General features: G+C 63.6%; 14 protein-coding genes. 12 read left to right on the plus strand and 2 right to left on the minus strand.

All coding sequences use genetic code 11. From position 1 onward, the window contains the following. Positions 1 to 12: 12 nt before the first annotated feature. The 9 genes from GTP69_RS00780 (at position 13) to GTP69_RS00820 (ending at position 11057) form a co-directional block, all read left to right on the plus strand. Entirely contained in the window at positions 13 to 675 is a 663-nt protein-coding gene (locus tag GTP69_RS00780; RefSeq protein ID WP_161053086.1) for a response regulator, read from the plus strand. Further along, positions 672 to 1955, plus strand: a complete 1284-nt coding sequence (locus GTP69_RS00785) for an ATP-binding protein (protein WP_161053087.1) — start codon at positions 672 to 674, stop codon at positions 1953 to 1955. The genes GTP69_RS00780 and GTP69_RS00785 overlap by 4 nt, the downstream gene beginning before the upstream one ends. A gap of 60 nt (positions 1956 to 2015) precedes the next feature. Continuing rightward, positions 2016 to 2528, plus strand: a complete 513-nt coding sequence (locus GTP69_RS00790) for a sigma-70 family RNA polymerase sigma factor (RefSeq protein WP_161053088.1) — start codon at positions 2016 to 2018, stop codon at positions 2526 to 2528. Then, complete coding sequence (locus GTP69_RS00795) at positions 2521 to 3474, plus strand: FecR domain-containing protein (protein WP_161053089.1); 954 nt, start codon at positions 2521 to 2523, stop codon at positions 3472 to 3474. The genes GTP69_RS00790 and GTP69_RS00795 overlap by 8 nt, the downstream gene beginning before the upstream one ends. A 2-nt stretch (positions 3475 to 3476) precedes the next feature. Beyond that, complete coding sequence (locus GTP69_RS00800) at positions 3477 to 5813, plus strand: TonB-dependent receptor (RefSeq protein ID WP_161053090.1); 2337 nt, start codon at positions 3477 to 3479, stop codon at positions 5811 to 5813. Positions 5814 to 5911: 98 nt separating this feature from the next. Further along, positions 5912 to 6385: a Fur family transcriptional regulator gene (locus GTP69_RS00805; RefSeq protein WP_202424249.1), complete on the plus strand. Its 474-nt coding sequence runs from the start codon at positions 5912 to 5914 to the stop codon at positions 6383 to 6385. Between the two features lie 73 nt (positions 6386 to 6458). Next, the gene (locus GTP69_RS00810) at positions 6459 to 8777 is read left to right on the plus strand and encodes a TonB-dependent receptor (RefSeq protein WP_161053091.1); all 2319 of its coding nucleotides are present in this window, start codon (positions 6459 to 6461) and stop codon (positions 8775 to 8777) included. 165 nt (positions 8778 to 8942) lie between these two features. Then, on the plus strand, positions 8943 to 10529 hold the full coding sequence (locus tag GTP69_RS00815; RefSeq protein ID WP_229260744.1) for a glycosyltransferase family 39 protein: 1587 nt from the start codon (positions 8943 to 8945) through the stop codon (positions 10527 to 10529). 48 nt (positions 10530 to 10577) lie between these two features. Further along, positions 10578 to 11057 (plus strand): Fur family transcriptional regulator, encoded by a 480-nt coding sequence (locus tag GTP69_RS00820; protein ID WP_161053093.1) that lies wholly within the window; start codon positions 10578 to 10580, stop codon positions 11055 to 11057. Positions 11058 to 11061: 4 nt separating this feature from the next. Here the strand turns inward: GTP69_RS00820 and GTP69_RS00825 are convergent, their stop codons facing one another. After that, positions 11062 to 11742: a Fe2+-dependent dioxygenase gene (locus tag GTP69_RS00825; RefSeq protein WP_161053094.1), complete on the minus strand. Its 681-nt coding sequence runs from the start codon at positions 11740 to 11742 to the stop codon at positions 11062 to 11064. Between the two features lie 109 nt (positions 11743 to 11851). Here GTP69_RS00825 and GTP69_RS00830 point away from each other — a divergent pair, with 109 nt between their 5' ends. After that, on the plus strand, positions 11852 to 12892 hold the full coding sequence (locus tag GTP69_RS00830) for a bifunctional UDP-4-keto-pentose/UDP-xylose synthase (RefSeq protein WP_161053095.1): 1041 nt from the start codon (positions 11852 to 11854) through the stop codon (positions 12890 to 12892). A 169-nt stretch (positions 12893 to 13061) separates the two neighbouring features. Next, entirely contained in the window at positions 13062 to 15917 is a 2856-nt protein-coding gene (locus GTP69_RS00835; protein ID WP_161053096.1) for a sensor histidine kinase, read from the plus strand. Positions 15918 to 15978: 61 nt separating this feature from the next. Here GTP69_RS00835 and GTP69_RS00840 read toward each other — a convergent pair whose 3' ends face one another. After that, entirely contained in the window at positions 15979 to 16551 is a 573-nt protein-coding gene (locus GTP69_RS00840) for an FxDxF family PEP-CTERM protein (RefSeq protein WP_161053097.1), read from the minus strand. 290 nt (positions 16552 to 16841) lie between these two features. Here GTP69_RS00840 and GTP69_RS00845 point away from each other — a divergent pair, with 290 nt between their 5' ends. Further along, positions 16842 to 19433, plus strand: a complete 2592-nt coding sequence (locus tag GTP69_RS00845; RefSeq protein ID WP_161053098.1) for a bifunctional aconitate hydratase 2/2-methylisocitrate dehydratase — start codon at positions 16842 to 16844, stop codon at positions 19431 to 19433. Positions 19434 to 19621: the final 188 nt, after the last annotated feature.

Consider the following 19621-nt stretch of genomic DNA (forward strand, 5'->3'; position numbering starts at 1 on the left):
GGAGGAAATCCGGTGCGCCTGCTGTTGGTGGAAGACGATCCGATGATCGGCGAGAGTATCAAGGATGGTCTGCTGGGCGAAAGCTACGCCGTGGACTGGGTGCGCGACGGCCAGGCGGCCGATCTGGCGCTGGCCACCATTCCCTACGACTTGCTGCTGCTGGACCTGGGCCTGCCACGCAAGCAGGGCATGGACGTGCTGACCACCTTGCGCGCGCGCGGCGACGGCCTGCCGGTGCTGATCATCACCGCGCGCGACAGCACGCCGGCGCGGGTCGAAGGCCTGGATGGCGGCGCCGACGATTACCTGGTCAAGCCCTTCGACCTGGATGAACTGCTGGCGCGCATCCGCGCCTTGCTGCGGCGCCGCGTCGCCCGCAGCCGTTCGCTGGTGGTGCACGGCGCGCTGACGCTGGACTTGGCCAGCCACGAGGCGCAGTTTGAAGGCGCGCCGGTCAAACTGTCGGCGCGCGAATTTGCGCTGCTGCGGGTGCTGCTGGACGATCCCGGCAGCGTGATCTCCAAAGCCCAGCTCGAAGACAAACTGTACGGCTGGAATACCGAAGTCGAGAGCAACACGGTCGACGTTTACGTGCACCGGCTGCGCAAAAAATTCGGCGCCGACTTCATCAAGAACGTGCGCGGCGTCGGCTACAAGGTCAAGCCCGCGCCATGAAAACCATACGTCAACAACTGTTAATCGGCCTGCTGTGCGCGACGCTGGCCTGCGTGCTGGGCGCCGGCACCACCTTGTACCGCTCCTTGCTGGCGGAGACCAATGAACTGGCCGACTTGCAACTTCGGCAACTGGCGATCGCGCTGCCGGGTGGCGCGCCGGAGGGCAGTCACGATCCCGAAGAAGCGTTTGTATTGCAGGTCTGGAACAGCAGCGGCGCGCTGGACATGGCCAGCGCCGGCGGACTGGCGCCGCTGCCGCGCTTTGATGTGCAAGGTTATCAGGATGTTATCTGGAAGGACGCCACCTGGCGGCTGTACGGGCAGGAGGTTGGTGGGCGCTATGTGCAGGTGGCCCAGCCGCAAGCCGCGCGCGACCAGTTGGCCCGGCGCATGGCCTGGCGCGCCGGCCGGCCGTTGCTGGCGATTGCCTTGATTTTCGCGCTGCTGGTGCTGGCCGTAGTCGGCCGGGCGCTACGTCCGCTGTACCGGCTGGCGGATGCGGTGGGTGACCAGTCGGCCACTGCCTTGCGGCCGATCGACGCCGCCGGCATGGCGCCGGATTTGCGGCCGGTGGTGATCGCGCTGAACGGCTTGATGAGCAAATTCGAGGAGGCGATGGCGGCGCAACGGACGTTTGTCGCCGACGCCGCCCACGAGCTGCGTTCGCCGCTGACCGCCCTCAAATTGCAGCTGCAACTGGCCGAACGGGCCGGCACCGCCACCGAGCGGGCGCAGGCGCTGGCCAAGCTGCATGAACGGCTGGACCGCGCCAGCCATCTGGTGCAGCAGCTGCTGAGTCTGGCGCGGCACGAGTCCGAACAGGGTGTGGCACAGTTGCAGCCGGTGGATGTGGGCGCGCTGCTGGCCAGCGTGGTGGCCGACCATTCGGCGCTGGCCGACAGCCGCGATATCGACCTTGGCGTCGAGGAGTCCGCGCCGCTGGTGCTGCAAGCGGAGCGCGAAGGCTTGCGGGTGCTGCTGAATAACCTGGTCGATAACGCGCTGCGTTACACGCAACGGGGCGGCCGGGTCGACCTGCTGACCGGAGTGGAGCAGGGCAAACCGTTCCTGCGCGTGCGCGACAACGGCCCCGGCGTGGCGCCCGAACACCGGGCCCGCCTGTTCGACCGTTTCTTCCGTCCGGACGGTAATGAAGTCTGGGGCTGTGGGCTGGGATTGTCGATTGTGCGCAACATCGCCAACCACCACCAGGCCGATATCCGCCTCGACGACGGCGAACACGGCAAAGGTCTCAGCGTGACCGTGCTCTTCCCCTGAAGTTGGCACTGCGGGCGATTTATGGAATAATGGGAACGATTCTCATTATTATTCTGGTCCATGCCCGATCTTTCCGCCGACGCCGATGCAGTAGAAACACTGTACAGCAGCCACCATGGCTGGCTGCATCAGTGGCTTTGGCGCAAGCTGGGCTGTCGCGACGGTGCCGCTGACCTGGCGCATGATACTTTTGTGCGTCTGCTCAGCGCCAAGCCGCTGGACGCGCTGCGCGAACCGCGCGCCTACCTGAGCACCATCGCCAACGGTTTGCTGGTCAATCACTGGCGCCGATTGACGCTGGAACGGGCCTATCTGGAAGTGCTGGCCCAGCAGGAGCCGGCCCTGGCGCCGTCGCCGGAAGAGCGCGCGCTGACCATCGAGGCGCTAATGCAGGTGGACGCCATGCTGCGCAAGCTGTCGGCCAAGGCGCGCGAGGCGTTCCTGCTGTCGCAGATCGAGGGACTGACGTACGCCGTCATCGCCGAGCAGTTGCAGGTGTCGGAGCGCATGGTCAAGAAATACATGGCGCAGGCGATGCTGGAATGCCTGTTGATCAGTAACGGCGATGCCTGAGAACGCCGTACTGGAATTCAGCGTACTGGAGCAGGCGGCCGAATGGTTTGCCGCCCTCAGCGCGCCCGACGTCCAGCCTGCCGAGCAGCAGGCCTGGCAGCGCTGGCTGGAAGCCGCGCCGGAACATCGCGAAGCGTGGCGCCGCGTCGAAGACATCCATAGCCGTATCAATGCCTTGCCCGGTGGCCCGGTGCGGGCCGCGCTGGTTGCACCGCCACGCCAGCGCCGCCGCGCACTGAAAGCCATGCTGTTGCTGGCAGCCACCGGCGGCATCGGCGCGCTGCTGGCGCGGCGCGAGGATACGCTGACTTATCTGGCCGCGTTCAATGCGCAGCATCGCACCGCCGTCGGCGCTGTGGCGCTGCTGCCGCTGCCGGACCGCACCCAGGCCTGGCTGAATACCGACAGCGCCGCCGACCTGGCCTACGACGACAGCCAGCGCCTGATCGTGCTGCGCCGGGGCGAAATCCTGCTGCACAGCGGTCCCGACCAGCATGCGCCGTCGCGGCCGCTGGTGGTGGAGGCGCGCGGCGTCCGTCTGCGCGCGCTGGGCACGCGTTATTCGGTGCGCTTGCTGGAACAGGGCACGCGGCTGTCGGTGTATGACGGCGCGGTGGCAATCAACGGCGGTAGCGTGGTGCCGGCCGGCGCGCAGGTCGATATCATCGACGGCCTGCCGGGCGCGATGACGCCGTCTTATGAAGACAGCACGGCCTGGTCCCATAAGTTGCTGATCGCCACGCAGATGCGCCTGGATGACTTCCTGGCCGAGCTGGCGCGCTACCGCCATGGCCATCTGGCCTGCGATCCGTCGCTGGCCGCCATGCGGCTGGTCGGCAGCTATCCGCTGGGCGACACCGACCAGGCGCTGGACATGCTGCAAGCGGCGCTGCCGGTGCAGGTCAAGCGCACGCTGCCGTGGTGGGTTACCGTCACGCCGCGCTGATCATGAAGAAGCTGTCCTTGCTGTTGCTGCTGCCGTCGTTGGCCATGGCGGCGCCAGTCATACCCGCCGGCACGCTGGATCAGGTGCTGCGCGCGTGGATGCTGGCCAGCGGCGCCTTGCTGACGGCCGACGGCCGCCTGACGCATAGCGTGGACAGTCCCGGCCTGGCCGATATTTCCGCGCCGGAGCGCGACCTGCCGCGCATGCTGGCCGGCACCGGGCTGGAAGCCGTGCGCCAGCCGGATGGTAGCTATCTGCTACGCGCCATGCCGGTGGCGCCGCTGCCGCCGGCGCCGCCGTCTTCCGAGGCCGAAATCCAGGCGCTGGATCGCCTGCCCGAAATCGTCGCTCACGCCGAGCCGATATCCCTGTACGACGCCGTCAGCCGCTTCGCCGTCAAGGGCGGCGCGGCGCTGCGCGACACGCCGCAGGCGCTGACCATCGTCGAGGCCGACCAGATCCGCGACCGCAGCCTGCTCAGCATGGACGACCTGCTGGCCTATGTGCCCGGCGTGCAGCCCAGCCTGGGTGAGGGCAACCGCGACAATGCTGTCTTCCGAGGCTACAATTCCAGCGCCGACTTCTACCTGAACGGCATGCGCGACGACGTCCAGTATTTCCGCGACTTCTACAACATCGAAACGGTCGAGGTGCTGAAAGGCCCGAACGCGATGGCGCTGGGACGCGGCGGTTCAGGCGGCGCCGTCAACCGCGTCAGCAAGCAGGCGCAATGGCGCGAGATTGGAGATGCTGACGTGCTGCTGGGCGAGTGGAGGCAGCGGCGCGCCAGCGTGGATGTCGGCGCGGCGCTGAACCCGCAACTGGCGTGGCGGCTGAACGCGGTCGATGAGGATTCCGGCTCGTTCCGCAACAGCGCCTGGCTTAGGCGCTACGGCATCAATCCCGCACTGGCCTGGCGCGATGGGGCAGCCACGCTGGTGCAGGCCAGCTACGAGCACTTCCGCGACCGCCGTAGCACCGACCGTGGCGTGCCGTCGCTGAACGGGCGGCCGGTGGCCAGCGATCCGTCCACCTTCTTCGGCGACCCAGTCAACAGCCATAACGGTGTCGATATCGACAGCCTGACCTTGCGGCTGGAGCATCAGCTGGCGCCGGCGCTGCGCTTCAGCAGCCAGCTGCATTACGCCGTCTACGATAAGTACTATCAAAACGTCTTCCCCGGCGGTATGGAGGACAGCACCCATGTGCGCATGCTGGGCTACGGCACGCGCACCCGCCGCAGCAACCTGTTTTATCAGGCCGGCGTGGATGCCGCCATTGACAGCGGCACGCTGCGTCACCATCTCAGCGCCGGCATCGAGCTGGGCCGCCAGCGCGCCGACAATGCCCGCACCACCGGCTATTTCGATACGCTAGGTACGGACGTACGCTTCGTTTCCGTGCCGCTGGCGCAGCCAACCTTCGACTTGCCGGTCAGCTTCCGCCCGTCGGCCACCGACATGGCCAACGCCAGCACGGCGACCAACGCCGCGTTGTATCTGCAAGACCAGCTGACGCTGTCGCCGCAATGGCAGGTGGTAGCCGGGCTGCGTGCCGAGCGGCTGGATGTCGATTTCCGCGACATCCGCAACGGCCTGCAACTGGCCAGCCATGACCGGCCGCTGTCGCCCCGGCTGGGCGTGATCTACCGTCCGCTGCCGAAGCTATCGCTGTACGCCAGCACCAGCAAGGCCTACGCGCTGCGCGTGGGCGAACAACTGGCGTCGCTGACGCTGGCCAATCAGGATCTAGCGCCGGAGATCGTCCGTAACCGCGAAGTCGGCGCGCGCTGGGAGGATGGTGACAAACTGTCGGCCAGCCTGTCCGTCTATCAGCTGCGACGCGCCAATGTGCTGGTGGCCGACCCGGTCAATACCGGCGAGAACGAGCTGGTGGAAGGCCAGCGCGGGCAGGGCGCGGAACTGGAACTGGCCAGCCGGATCACGCCCGGCTGGACGATCAACGCCGGCTACGCCTGGCAGCGCTCGCGCCTGACGGCCACTCAGTCCGCCTCCTCGCAGGCCGGCGCGCAGATGCCGTATGTGCCTCGCCAGTCGCTGTCGCTGTGGAGTACCCACACGCTGGCGGCCGGGCTGGAGGGCGCATTAGGTGTGATCGCGCGCAGCAGCATGTTCAGTTCCACCAGTAATCTGGTGCAACTGCCGGGCTATACGCGGCTGGATGCCTCGCTGTACTACCAGATCAGTCCGCGCAATCGCCTGCAATTGCGGGTGGAAAACCTGTTCGACCGGGGCTATTACGCTTCGTCTTATAACGATAACAATATTTCTCCCGGCACGCCCCGCGCCGTGCGGATCAGCCTGCACAGTCGTTTCTAAGAAGAATAATAAAAATAATTCTTATTTCGGTTCCCTTTTTTAAAGCTCGTTTGGCAAGGTAGATACAGGACCATTGCACAGCGATAGAGGGAACCCACATGCAGCCGTCACACCATGAATCAGCGCAGCAGCTGCGCGTCCAGGAATGGATGCGCAAGTCGCCGTTACGCGTTACGCGCGCCCGCGCCAGCGTGGCGGCGGTGCTGCTGGAGCAGGCGCAGCCGGTCAGCGCCGAAGTCGTGTTCCGCTGCCTGCTGGAGATCGGCGAGGACGTCAGCCTGGGTTCCGTGTACCGGATTCTCAAGCAGATGGAGGAGGACGGGTTGGTGCTGCGCGACCGCCATGTCAGCTCCAGCGGCGTCAAAGCCGCGTATTCCATCGCCGGTACGCCGGCGCCCAGCCGTTCCTATGTATTCCGCTGCGATGTCTGCCAGCGCCAACAGCGTATCGCCGATGCGGTGCTGGCGGCGCAACTGGCCAGCGTCGCCGCGCTGGAGGGCTATGCGCTGGACACCGACATTGTGATTCCAGCGCGCTGCCGCGACTGCGTGCCGAGCACTGGGCAATCCTGACCACTTCTTATACAGCCAGCCGGGAGCCGCGCTCCTCAGCCAGCCAACAACTATGACTGACCTACGGAAGATTATGAAATCGACAGAAAAAAGCGCCGGCATCAAAAGCCGCAAGCACGAGACCCCAACCCTGAGCCGCCTGCACCTGGCTGCCCTGGCTACGCTGGCCGTGCCGCTGGCGCTGCACGCGGAAGTAGCGCCGGAACAGCCGCAAAAGCTGCCGGAAGTGGTGGTCGATGCGACCCGCACCAGCGACTTCCAGACCACCAAGTCGGCCAATGAAAAATTCACCGCGCCACTGCTGGATACGCCGAAATCGGTGACCGTGATCACCTCGGAAGTGATCTCGCAGACCGGCGCCGTGTCGCTGACCGACGCGCTGCGCACCGTGCCGGGCATTACCATCGGCGCGGGTGAGGGCGGCAATCCTGTCGGCGACAATCTGTTCATCCGTGGTTACAACGCGCAGACCGACACCTATATCGACGGCATCCGCGACACCGGTTCGCAGTCGCGCGAAATCTTCGACCTGGAGCAGATCGAAGTGGTCAAAGGCCCGAATTCGGCCTACGGCGGCCGCTCGTCGGCTGGCGGCGGCATCAACCTGGTCAGCAAATCGCCAAAAGCGGAAAACTTCACCAACGCCAGCCTGGGCCTGGGTTCGGCGCAATACCGCCGCGGCACCGTCGACATCAACCGCGTGATCAATGACGACGTCGCCGTGCGCCTGAACGTGATGGGCCACGACGCCCATGTCGCCGGCCGCGACGAAGTCAACGGCAACCGCTGGGGCATCGCGCCGAGCATCACGCTGGGCATGCACTCCAGCACCAAGGCCACGCTGAGCTACTACCACATGCAGTCGGACGAACTGCCGGATACCGGCATCCCGTTCAACAACCCGTTCACCACCGGCACCAACGTCAGCAAGAACGGCGACGGCACGCCGATCAGCGTCCCGCGCGAGACTTTCTACGGCCTGGTGGACCGCGACTTCCGCAAGACCCAGAGCGACATCGGCACCATCGACGTGCGCCACGACTTTGCCGACGGCATGGTGCTGCGCAACGTGATCCGCTACGGCAAGACCGACAACGATTACGTCTGGACCCAGCCGGATGACTCGAAAGGCAATACCATGTTGTACGGCACCGTATGGCGTCGCGCCAACACCCGCGTCACCAGCACCGATTCGCTGGCCAACGCCACCAGCCTGAGCGGCAGCTTCGTTGCGGCCGGCATCAAGCACAGCTACACCGGCGGCGTGGAACTCAGCCGCGAAGAAACCGACCGTAGCAGCTACCTGTTCACGCCGGGCACCAACAATCCGCTGACCGGCACCACCACCTGCCCGACTTCCGGCGCCGCCACGCTGTACAACTGCACCACCACCATCAACCCGAATGCGAACGATCCGTGGGCCTACACCCGCAGCATCTCGCCGGCGCGCACCAACGTGGTGACCAACACCCGTTCGGCCTACCTGTTCGACACCGTTGAGTTCACGCCGCAATGGCTGCTGAATGTCGGCCTGCGCTGGGACGACTACCGCAGCGTGCTGGATGTGCCGATGTACACGCTGAACGGCGCCACCACGGCCGCCTCGCACGCCGAAGTGAAGTCCAACTTCACCAACTACCAGGCCGGCCTGGTGTACAAGCCATCGACCAACAGCAGCATCTACGTGTCGTACGGCACCTCGTCCACGCCACCGGGCAATGACGGCGGCGATGGCCTGGATTCGCTGAGCTCCACCATCCAGAACCTGCAACCGCAGGACAGCAAGAACTACGAGCTCGGCACCAAGTGGGAAGTGCTGCCGGGCGGCCGCCTGTCGCTGAGCGCAGCCGTGTTCCAGAGCGAGATGAACAACGCCCGCGTGACCGCGCCGGATGGCACCACGCAAAACGTCGGCAAGAAAACCATGAAGGGCGTGGAGCTGGGCGTCAGCGGCAACATCACCAAGGAATGGCAAGTCTTCGGCGGCTACACCTACCTGGACGGCAAAGTGGATGACAATGGCTTCGTCAATGTCGGCACCACCGCGGTGCCGAAATGGCAAGCGTCGCCGTACAACGGCAACGTGTTCCCGACCACGCCGAAAAACAGCGCGTCGCTGTGGACCTCGTACTCGGTGCTGCCGGGCGTGGTGGTGGGCGGTGGCTTGAACTACGTGTCCAAGGTGTATGCCAATATCAACAACACCAAGTTCGCGCCGGGCTACACCCGCTTCGACGCCATGGCCAGCTATGACGTCAACAAGCACATCACGGTGCAGCTGAATATCCAGAACCTGACCGACAAGCTGTACTTCGACAAGGTCTCGTCGCCGCACTACGCCGGCGTCGGCCCTGGCCGCAGCGCGACCCTGACGGCCAATTTCAAGTATTAATTGCCGTAATTTCGAAAGCCCGCGTTGTTGACGCGGGCTTTTTTTTGCCTCTGGCGCATGCTTTAACACACTGTTAATACTAGTTGCATTAGACTGCGGCGATATTTTCGTTTTGCGTCCCTTTCCATGCCTGCTTTTTTCCGTTCCAGGACAGCGCAGTATCTTTTGGCTGCCGTCTTCATTCTGCTGTCCCTGCTGGTGCTGAACCTGCGCACGCTGATCCCGCCGGATGAGGGCCGCTATGCCGAAATGGCACGCGAGATGCTCTTGAGTGGCGACTGGGTCACCACGCGCCTCAACGGCATCAAATATTTTGAAAAACCGCCGCTGCATACGTGGATGAGCGCCGTGTCGTTCGCCCTGTTCGGCATCGGCGACTGGCAGGCGCGCTTGTGGAATGGCGTCTGCGGTATTTTCGGCGTGCTGATGGTGGCTTACACCGGACGGCGCGTGTTTGGCGGCCGCGCCGGTCTGTATGCCGCGCTGGTACTGGGTTCGATGCTGTTCTGGGCGGCGGCGTCGCAATTCAATTCGCTGGATTTACCGGTGGCAGCCACCATGGCGCTGGCCTTGTGCGCGCTGCTGATCGCCCAGCATGATGGCTCCGATATGGCGCAGCGCCGCCGCTGGATGCTGGTGTGCTGGGCCGCCATGGCCCTGTCGCTGCTGGCCAAGGGGCTGATCGGCATCGTACTGCCGGGCGGCGTATTGTTCATTTATGCGCTGGTCAGCGGCGACCGTGGCGTCTGGCGCCGTTTGTATCCGGTGACCGGGCTGCTGGTGTTCCTGCTGCTGGCGCTGCCTTGGTTCTTGCTGGTGGCGGCGCGCAATCCCGAGCAGCCGCAGTTCTTCTTCATCCATGAGCATTGGGACCGGTTTTTCCTGAAGACGCATCATCGCGATGGTCCGTGGTACTACTTCCTGGTGCTGCTGCTGCCGGCCACCATGCCCTGGCTCGCGACCTTGCCCGCCAGTCTGGCCGCAGCGCGCAAGCGCGTGGAGGGCCGCTTCCAGCCGGCGCGCTTGCTGCTGGTGTGGACCATCTTCATCCTGCTGTTCTTCAGCTATTCCAGCTCCAAGCTGCCGGGTTATATGTTGCCGGTGTTCCCGGCGATGGCGCTGCTGGCCGGTGTTTATCTGGACCGCGCCTCGCGCATTGCTGCCTTGAGTGCGCCGGCTTTGCTGGTGATCGTTGGCGTTGCCGGCGTGGTATGCATGCGAATCTTCCCGATCATTAATCTGCCGTTGCTGGGCGGCGCCTTTGGCGCGGCGATTGTCTGCGGCGTGGCGGCCGGCATGGCGGAATGGCGTGGGCAGCGCACCGCCATGGTAGTGCTGGCAGCGCTGGGCGGCTGGATGCTGACGCAACTGAGCATGACCGCCTACGAAACCCACGGACGCCAGCAGGCCGGCCGCGACGCCGCGCTGGCGATCCGCGCCGAGCTGAAATACGACACGCCGGTGTATTCGGTCGGCACTTATGAGCAGTCGATGACGTTCTATATGGGCCACACGGTGATTCCGGTAGCCTACAGCGGCGAGCTGGATTTCGGCTTGCAGCAGGAGTCCTGGCGCGGCGTGGCGTCGATGGATGAATTCTACGCGCGCTGGCTGTTGAGTGCCGGGCGCGGTGTGCCGCAATATGCGATTGTGCGCGAGGATCTGTACGGCGTGATGCGGCTGCGCGGCCTGCCGATGATCGAGCGCGCGCGTGGCAATGGCATCGTCGTGGTCACATCGCCGCTGAAGTAGTTCCCTTTTTTGCGTTTCGCTTGGCAAAGGAGGGAAAGGAAGTCATTCATGCTCTTACCGTGCGCAATACCTCCCGAATGGGACCACGACCCGGCTGGTCAGCGCGTGCAGCAGTGGTTGCGGCAAACCTCGCTGCGGCTGACGATCGGCCGCATGGCGGTGGTGCGCGTGCTGGTGCAGGCCCATGCGCCGATCGATGCCGAGTCGGTGCTGCGGGGAATGGCGGAGCAGGGCAGCAGCGCCAGTCTGGCTACGGTGTATCGCATCCTCAAGGAACTGGAGCAGCATGCGCTGGTGGAACGCGAATGGCATCACAACTCGCTTGGCACCCGCTCGTGTTATTTAATCAAGCTGGGGCCGCAGCACAAGCGTGCCTGCTATTTCGAGTGCGATATCTGCGGACGGCGGCGCAAGCTGGCCGAACCAGCGCTGGCGACCCAGCTGGCCGCCGCCGCCGAACACGAAGGCTACGACATGCAGCAGGAGCTGGTGGTGGTCTCCCGCTGCGCTGCGTGCAGCAAGAATTGATGCGTTAGACTTCGCTCCACTGGCGCAGCAGGTTGTGATAGTGGCCGGTCAGGCCGACCATTTCGTCACAGTCGCCCAGCCGCGCGCGCAGCGACTGGATATTGCGGTCCAGTTCCAGCAGCAATGCGCGGCGGCCATCGTCGCGCACCATGCTCTGGGTCCAGAAGAACGAGCAGACACGCGCGCCACGCGTAACCGGTTCAACGCGGTGCACGCTGGTGGACGGGTACAGGATCAGATCGCCCGCCGGCAGCTTGACTTCATGCACGCCGTAAGCGTCTTCAACGATCAGTTCGCCGCCATTATATTCTTCCGGATCGCACAGGAACAAGGTGCTGGAGACGTCGGTGCGCAGCCATTGGCCAGTGGCCGGGATGCGGCGCATGGCGCCATCAATGTGATTGCCGTAATGTTCGCCGCCGGCGTAGCTGTTGAACAGCGGCGGGCAGGTCAGCAGCGGCAGCGCGGCCGAGAAGAACAATGGATTGCCGGCCAGCGCATCCAGCACGATTTGACCCAGTTCTTTCGCCACTGGCGAGGTTTCCGGCAACTGGCGGTTCTGCTTGACCTTGGCGCCTTGCGTGCCGACGGTGGCGCGGCCGTCCACCCAATCGGCTTCGTCGAGGCGGCGACGGATGTGGGCAACCTGATCGCGGGGCAAAACTTCTGGGATATGCAGCATCATGGTGAATCGGCTCCGGTTGAACTGAAGCGCTTAGCATAACCTTTAATGCGCTGTTAATGAAGGGTCTGGCACAATCGCCGGCTCTCAAGATCAACCAGATGGTGCAGCTGTGAAAAAAATTCTTATCCTGGGCGTGAATGGTTTTATTGGCCATCACCTGTCGAAGCGCATTCTGGAAACCACCGACTGGCACGTGTACGGCATGGACATGAATACCGACCGCATCACGGATTTGCTGTCGCATGAACGCATGCACTTCTTCGAAGGCGACATCACCATCAACAAGGAATGGGTCGAGTACCACGTCAAGAAGTGCGACGTGATCCTGCCGCTGGTTGCTATTGCGACCCCATCGACCTACGTGAAAGCGCCGCTGCGCGTATTCGAGCTGGACTTTGAAGCCAACCTGCCGATCGTGCGTTCCGCCGCCAAGTACGGCAAGCACCTGGTGTTCCCATCGACCTCGGAAGTGTATGGCATGTGCCACGACGACGAGTTCGATCCGGAAAACTCGGAACTGATCTGCGGCCCGATCAACAAGCCACGCTGGATCTACTCCAACGCCAAGCAGCTGATGGACCGCGTGATCTGGGGCTACGGCATGGAAGGCCTGAACTTCACGCTGTTCCGTCCATTCAACTGGATCGGCGCCGGCCTCGATTCGATCCACACGCCGAAAGAAGGCTCGTCGCGCGTGGTGACCCAGTTCTTCGGCCACATCGTGCGCGGCGAGAACATCTCGCTGGTCGACGGCGGCGCGCAGAAACGCGCGTTCACCGACATCGACGACGGCATTGATGCGCTGATGAAAATCATCGAGAACAAGAACGGCGCCGCCACCGGCAAGATCTACAACATCGGCAACCCGGTCAACAATTTCTCGATCCGCGAACTGGCCAACATGATGCTGGAACTGGCGCCGCAATACCCTGAGTACGCCGAAGGCGCCGCCAAGGTCCAGATCGTCGAAACCACTTCGGGCGCCTACTACGGCGCTGGCTACCAGGACGTGCAGAACCGCGTGCCGAAAATCACCAACACCTGCGAAGAGCTGGACTGGAAACCGACCACCACCATGGCTGACGCGCTGAAGAAAATCTTTGATGCCTACCGTGGCCAGGTAGCGGCCGCCCAAGCCTTGATGGAATGACGAAAATCGCCATCGTCCTCTACAAGTAGCTGTCGCGCATAAACTCATCCTCAGGTATCCTTCCACAACTTTATTGTTGGAAGGATATCGAATGGTCTGTCGCTGGATATTGCTGCTTGCAGCGTGGCTTTGCTGGGCCCCTGCGGCAGCCGCTCCGGCGGACGGCGGTTTGAGTTTCCAGCGGCGCAGCTGGACGCAGGCTGAAGGCGCGCCGACTGCGGTCTGGAAGATTGCGCAAAGCGACGATGGCCTGCTGTGGTTTGCCACAGGAAACGGCCTGTATCGCTATGACGGCGAGCGCTTCCAGCGTGTGGACACGGTGTATGGCCACCGCCTGCGCTCCAATAATATAGTAGAGGTCGAAGCGGTCGACGGCGGGATCGCGGTCGGCTACCAATTCGGCGGCATGTCCATCCTGACCAGCCGCGCCGCCAGGGACTACGGCGATGCCGACGGCCTGCCGCCCGGTACCGTGCGCGTCATCACCAAGGCGCCGGACGGCCTGCTGTACGTCGGCACGCAGCGGGCGATGGCGGTGTTCGACGGCAAGTCATGGCGCCGACTGCCGGGAAAATCGCTGCCCGAAGGCGTTATCAATTCCGTGGTCATCGACCGCGACCAGACCTTATGGGTGACGGTCGACTGGAACGTCTACAGCCGCGCGCGCGGCGACACCGATTTTACGCTGGCGTTTGCGGTGCCCTACGGCGCCGTTCCTAATCTGGTGCTGGGCAAGCTCTCGGCTGAAATCGGCCTCAAATCCGCCCTCGCGGAAGTCGGCAAGCCGCCGGTGTTCTTGCAGGTTCCCGCAAAAAAAGAAAGAACGCACGGACTGTGGGAAGGGCCGTACGCCACGCTCTGGGCCTGGGTCGGCGACGACGCGGGCTTGTGCCTGCTGCGCGAAGACAAGGACGGCAAGCTGATGGTGGCGCAGTCGTTCGAGGCCGGCGGCAGCCTGGGGCGTCTGGTGACACGGACCTTTGTCGACCGCGAAAACAACTTCTGGGTGGCGACCGCGAACGGCATCGAGCGCTATCGGGCCCAGCGTATCCACGAGGCCGGCGTGCCGCGCGACTGGATGTTCTACTACGCGCAGCGCGGACTGGACGATGATATCTATGTTGCCGGCGACGGCGAAAAACACCTGCTGCGCCTGACCGGCGACGGCTACCAGACCGGTGCCGAACTGCCGGGCGTGATGGCGATATGGCGCGAGAACGCCGGCAGCGTCTGGACCGGATCGGCATCCGGCATTACCCACATGACGCGCGACAGCGTCAAAACCTGGCCTTTGCCCGAAGGCACGCCGCCGGGACGCCAGGTGCAAACCCTGACCGTGGACAAGGCCGGCACCGTCTGGATCTCGGTGTTGCGCCAGGGGCTGTACCGGCTTGCCGGCGAACAGTGGCTGCACGTGAGCACCGAGGTGGTCGGCGGCGACCCCACGCCGGTGTTTCTGTACACCGGGCCGTCGGGGCGGACCTGGATCGGCTTCGTCGGCGGTCGCCTGGCCGAGATAGTCGACAACACGGTGCGGCGGGTGTCGGACGGCAAGGACGTCAATATCGGCAATGTGTTCAGCTTGCTGGAGGTGGACGGTCACTTGCTGGCGGCGGGGGAGGCGGGCCTGGCCTGGCTGGACGGCGCCCAGCTGCGGCCGTTGCGGGCGGCGCGCGACAACCCCTTGCTCGGCATCTCCGGCATGATGGTGGACCGCGCGGGCGATCTGTGGCTGCATGGGCTGGACGGCATTTTTCACGTCGAAAAGCGCGAGCTGTCGGCCTACTGGACGGACCTCAGCCATCGCGTGAACTGGGAAGTATTCAATTTTGAAGACGGCATTCATGGTCATCCGGCGCAACTGCGGCCGCTGCCCACGCTGGCCCTGGCCGGCGATGGACGGGTGGTGTATGCCACGTTGTCGCAGGTGGGCTGGATCGATCCGGCCAGCATCCGCCGCAATCGGACCGCTCCCTCGGTGCTGATCGATACGGTACGCGCGGGCGAGGCGGCCTATGGCCCTGGAAGCGCGCTCAATTTTGCGCCCGGCACCAGCGCGGTCGACATCCGCTTCGCCGCCACCGCGCTGTCGGTGCCGGAGCGCGTGGCGTTCCGCTATCAGCTCGGCGGCGTCGACCAGGGCTGGCAGGTGCCGCATGGCGACCGCTCGGCGCGCTACACCAACCTGGGGCCGGGCCGCTACACATTCCGGGTTATCGCCGCCAATGAAGATGGGGTGTGGAATCTGGAGGGCGCCAGCGTGACCTTCACCATCCAGCCGCAGGTGTGGGAGATGGTGTGGTTCCGGCTGCTGGTGGCCGCCGCCGGCCTGCTGTGCCTGGTGCTGGCTTACCGCTGGCGCATCGCCGCGGTGTCCGCGCGCGAGGCGGACAAGGTGGCCACGCGATTGGGCGAGCGGCAGCGCATCGCCCGCACCCTGCATGACAACCTGCTGCAGGGCATGCACACAATGATCCTGCGCTGCGATACCGTTCTGATGCGGTTGCAGCCTGGCAGCCAGGAGCAGCGCACGCTGGACGCCGTGTTGCAGCAGGCCGAAAAACTGGTCGAAGAGACCCGCGATGAAGTGATGGCGCTGCGCGCGCCGGAGTTCGCTGGCAGCATGCTGGCCGGCCTCAAAGATGCCGTCGAGGCGCTGGAGCCGTCGCTGGTCGGGCGGCTGTCGGTGACCATCAGCGGCGGCATGGACAAGCTCAAGGGCAATGTGGCGCACGAAATCTTTCAGGTGGTGCACGAAGCGGCCGCCAATGCCGCGCGCCACGCGCGGGCCTCGCATATTGCCATTGTGCTGGATCTGTCTCGCGACGACGTGACTGGCGTGATCAGCGATGATGGTGTTGGCATGAGCGCGGACCTGGTCCAGAATGGCCGGCCCGGTCATTGGGGGATCACCGGCATGCGCGAACGCATCGCCAACCTCGGCGGTGAACTGACGGTGGAAACGCAGGAGGGCGGCGGCACCGCCATCCGCTTCACCATCGCCGCCGCTGCCGCTTATGTTTAGTATTTGGACGAAAAAAACGCCGTGGGGCGTAGCCACGGCGTTGTGCGGGTAGGGCGGGGACTCAGGCTGCCTTGGCTTTCTTGCGACGTGCTACCACGCCCATCAGGCCCAGGCCCAGGCCCAGCATGGCGTAGGTTTCTGGTTCCGGTACCGGCGCCATGGAAATGGTCAGGTCGGTGCCGTAGGAACCGCCGCCGTTGCCGACGACCTTGCCGCCTACCTGGACGTAATAGCTGCCTGCGGTCAGGCCGCTGGCGCTCAGTTCCCAGTTGTCGGTGATGCCGCCGGTGGTGTTGATGCCGGTGTAGGTGTGCAGTACCGAGCTGGTCAGCGGATCGTACTGGACGATGTTGAAGCTGGTAATCAGCAGATCCTTGATAGTGCCCGATTTCAGGAAGCTCGAGGTTACCGACGCCGCCGAGTCATAAGCGCCGGTCAGCGTGAACTTGTATTTGTCGGAAAAGACGCTGTTCATGTCGTTGCTGTTGAAATCATTGCCGAAGTGGGCGTTGAAACCGCCTTCCATGTCGGATACCAGCGACAGGTTGACGGTTTTTTCCGCAGCAAAGGCCGACACGCCGATCAGATTGGCACCCACGATCATCGAAGCGAGCAAGATAGATTTGATTTTCATTTTAATAAGTTCCGTAGAGAGGTTGGCGATTTGTCATTAATTGTGTCCGGACACCCTTATCCGGTGACAACCAGCATAAATTGATGACCAACCGTCAACTGTGAGGTACCTAACGCAACTTGAAACATAGGAACAAATACAACAAAACTTGCGCACCGCCAGAAGAGTTGCTGCAAAACATCAGGTGTCTCATGTTATATGTCTTATATAAGACTTGTTGGTGTACAATAGCAGCCGGAACGGGCCGTTGATCGATGCCTGCCCTGCAATCAACCTGACGAGAAACTCTTATGCTAGCTGCCTACCGCCAGCACGTTGCCGAACGTGCCTCCCTTGGTATTCCTCCGCTGCCGCTGTCGGCAGCCCAGACCAGCGACCTGGTCGAACTCCTGATCGCGCCGCCTGCCGGCGAAGAAGCGTTCCTTGTCGACCTGATCACCAACCGCGTGCCGGCTGGCGTAGATGATGCCGCCAAGGTCAAGTCGGCCTTCCTGACCGCCGTTGCCAAAGGCACGGAAAGTTCGCCGCTGATTTCGCGCGAACTGGCGACCAAACTGCTGGGCACCATGCTGGGCGGTTTCAACATCAAGCCGATGATCGACCTGCTGGGCGACGACGTGGTCGGTGATGTAGCCGCCGAAGGCCTGAAGAAAACCCTGCTGATGTTCGACTACTTCCACGATGTCAAGGAACTGGCCGACCAGGGCAATGCGCGCGCCAAGGGCGTGTTGCAATCGTGGGCCGACGCCGAGTGGTTCACCTCGCGTCCGGAAGTACCGCAAAGCCTGACCCTGACCGTGTTCAAGGTCACCGGCGAAACCAATACCGATGATCTGTCGCCGGCGCCGGACGCCACCACCCGTCCTGACATCCCGATGCATGCACTGGCGATGCTGAAGAATCCGCGTCCGGGCATCAATCCGGAAGAGCCAGGCAAGATCGGCCCGCTGAAACAGTTGGAAGCCCTGAAAGCCAAGGGTCACCTGGTGGCCTACGTCGGCGACGTGGTCGGCACTGGTTCCTCGCGTAAATCCGCTACCAACTCGGTGCTGTGGTTCACCGGCGAAGACATTCCGTTCATCCCGAACAAGCGTTTCGGCGGTGTGTGCCTGGGCACCAAGATCGCCCCGATTTTCTACAACACCATGGAAGATGCCGGCGCGCTGCCAATCGAGCTGGATGTCACGCAAATGGAAATGGGCGACGTCATCGAGCTGCGCCCATACGATGGCAAGGCGCTGAAAAACGGCGAAGTCATCGCCGAGTTCAAGGTCAAGTCCGACGTGCTGTTTGACGAAGTGCGCGCCGGCGGCCGCATTCCGCTGATCATCGGCCGTGGCCTGACCACCAAAGCCCGCGAATCGCTGGGCCTGCCGGCATCGACGCTGTTCCGCCTGCCGCAGAACCCGGTCGATACCGGCAAGGGGTACTCGCTGGCGCAGAAAATGGTTGGCCGCGCTTGCGGTCTGCCAGAAGGCACCGGCATCCGTCCAGGCACCTACTGCGAACCGAAGATGACCACCGTGGGTTCGCAGGACACCACCGGCCCGATGACGCGCGACGAGCTGAAAGACCTGGCTTGCCTGGGCTTCTCGGCCGACCTGGTAATGCAATCGTTCTGCCACACCGCCGCCTATCCAAAAGTGGTGGACGTGAAGATGCACCGCGAACTGCCAACCTTCATCGAAAACCGTGGCGGCGTGGCGCTGCGTCCGGGCGACGGCGTGATCCACTCGTGGCTGAACCGCCTGCTGATGCCGGACACCGTCGGCACCGGCGGCGACTCGCACACCCGTTTCCCGATCGGTATTTCGTTCCCGGCTGGCTCCGGTCTGGTGGCGTTTGCCGCTGCCACCGGCGTGATGCCGCTGGACATGCCGGAATCGGTGCTGGTGCGCTTCAAAGGCAAAATGCAGCCTGGCGTGACCCTGCGTGACCTGGTCAACGCGATTCCGCTGTACGCCATCCGCGCCGGCATGCTGACCGTCGACAAGAAGGGCAAGAAGAACATCTTCTCCGGCCGCATCCTGGAAATCGAAGGCCTGCCGGACCTGAAGGTTGAGCAAGCATTTGAACTGTCCGACGCTTCGGCCGAGCGCTCCGCCGCCGGTTGCACCGTGCATCTGGACAAAGCGCCGATCATCGAATACATGACCTCGAACATCACGCTGATGAAGTGGATGATCGCCAATGGTTACCTGGACAAGCGCACGCTGGAACGCCGCATCAAGGCCATGGAAGCATGGCTGGCCAACCCAGAGCTGTTGGCGCCGGATGCGGATGCCGAATACGCCGCCGTCATCGAGATCGACCTGGCCGACATCCACGAGCCTATCGTGGCCTGCCCGAACGATCCGGACGATGTAAAAACCCTGGCCGACGTGGCCGGCGCCAAGATCGACGACGTGTTCGTTGGCTCGTGCATGACCAACATCGGTCACTTCCGCGCCGCGTCGAAAGTCCTGGAAGGCAAAACGGATATTCCGGTGCGCCTGTGGATCGCGCCGCCAACCAAGATGGACGCGCAACAGCTGACTGCCGAAGGCCACTACGGCACGCTGGGCCGCACCGGCGCGCGCATGGAAATGCCGGGCTGCTCGCTGTGCATGGGTAACCAGGCGCAGATCCGCAAGGGCGCGACCGTGATGTCGACCTCGACCCGTAACTTCCCGAATCGCCTGGGCATCGAAACCAATGTGTATCTGGGTTCGGCTGAACTGGCGGCGGTGTGCTCGGCCCTGGGCCGCATCCCGACCAAGGAAGAGTACATGTCGCACATCGGCGTGATCGACCAGAACGCCGACGACATCTACCGTTACATGAACTTCGACAAGATCGAAGAGTTCCGCAGCGTGGCAGACGCCGTGCAAGTGCCAGTGTAAGACTGACACGCTGAACTGACCCCAATAAGCTGGCAACGGCTTATTGGGGTTTTTTTATGGCCGCATGGCGCGGTTCGGCGGCGCGGCCTCGACGCCGGGCTACCCCGGGGCGGAAGACCCCTCCACGCGGGCGCTGGTGCTGCCGTTGCTAATCTATCGCGGCAAGGTGCTGCGCGCCGACCGCTCCG

The sequence above is a fragment of the Duganella levis genome (genome assembly GCF_009857605.1).
Lineage (GTDB): Bacteria > Pseudomonadota > Gammaproteobacteria > Burkholderiales > Burkholderiaceae_D > Rugamonas > Rugamonas levis.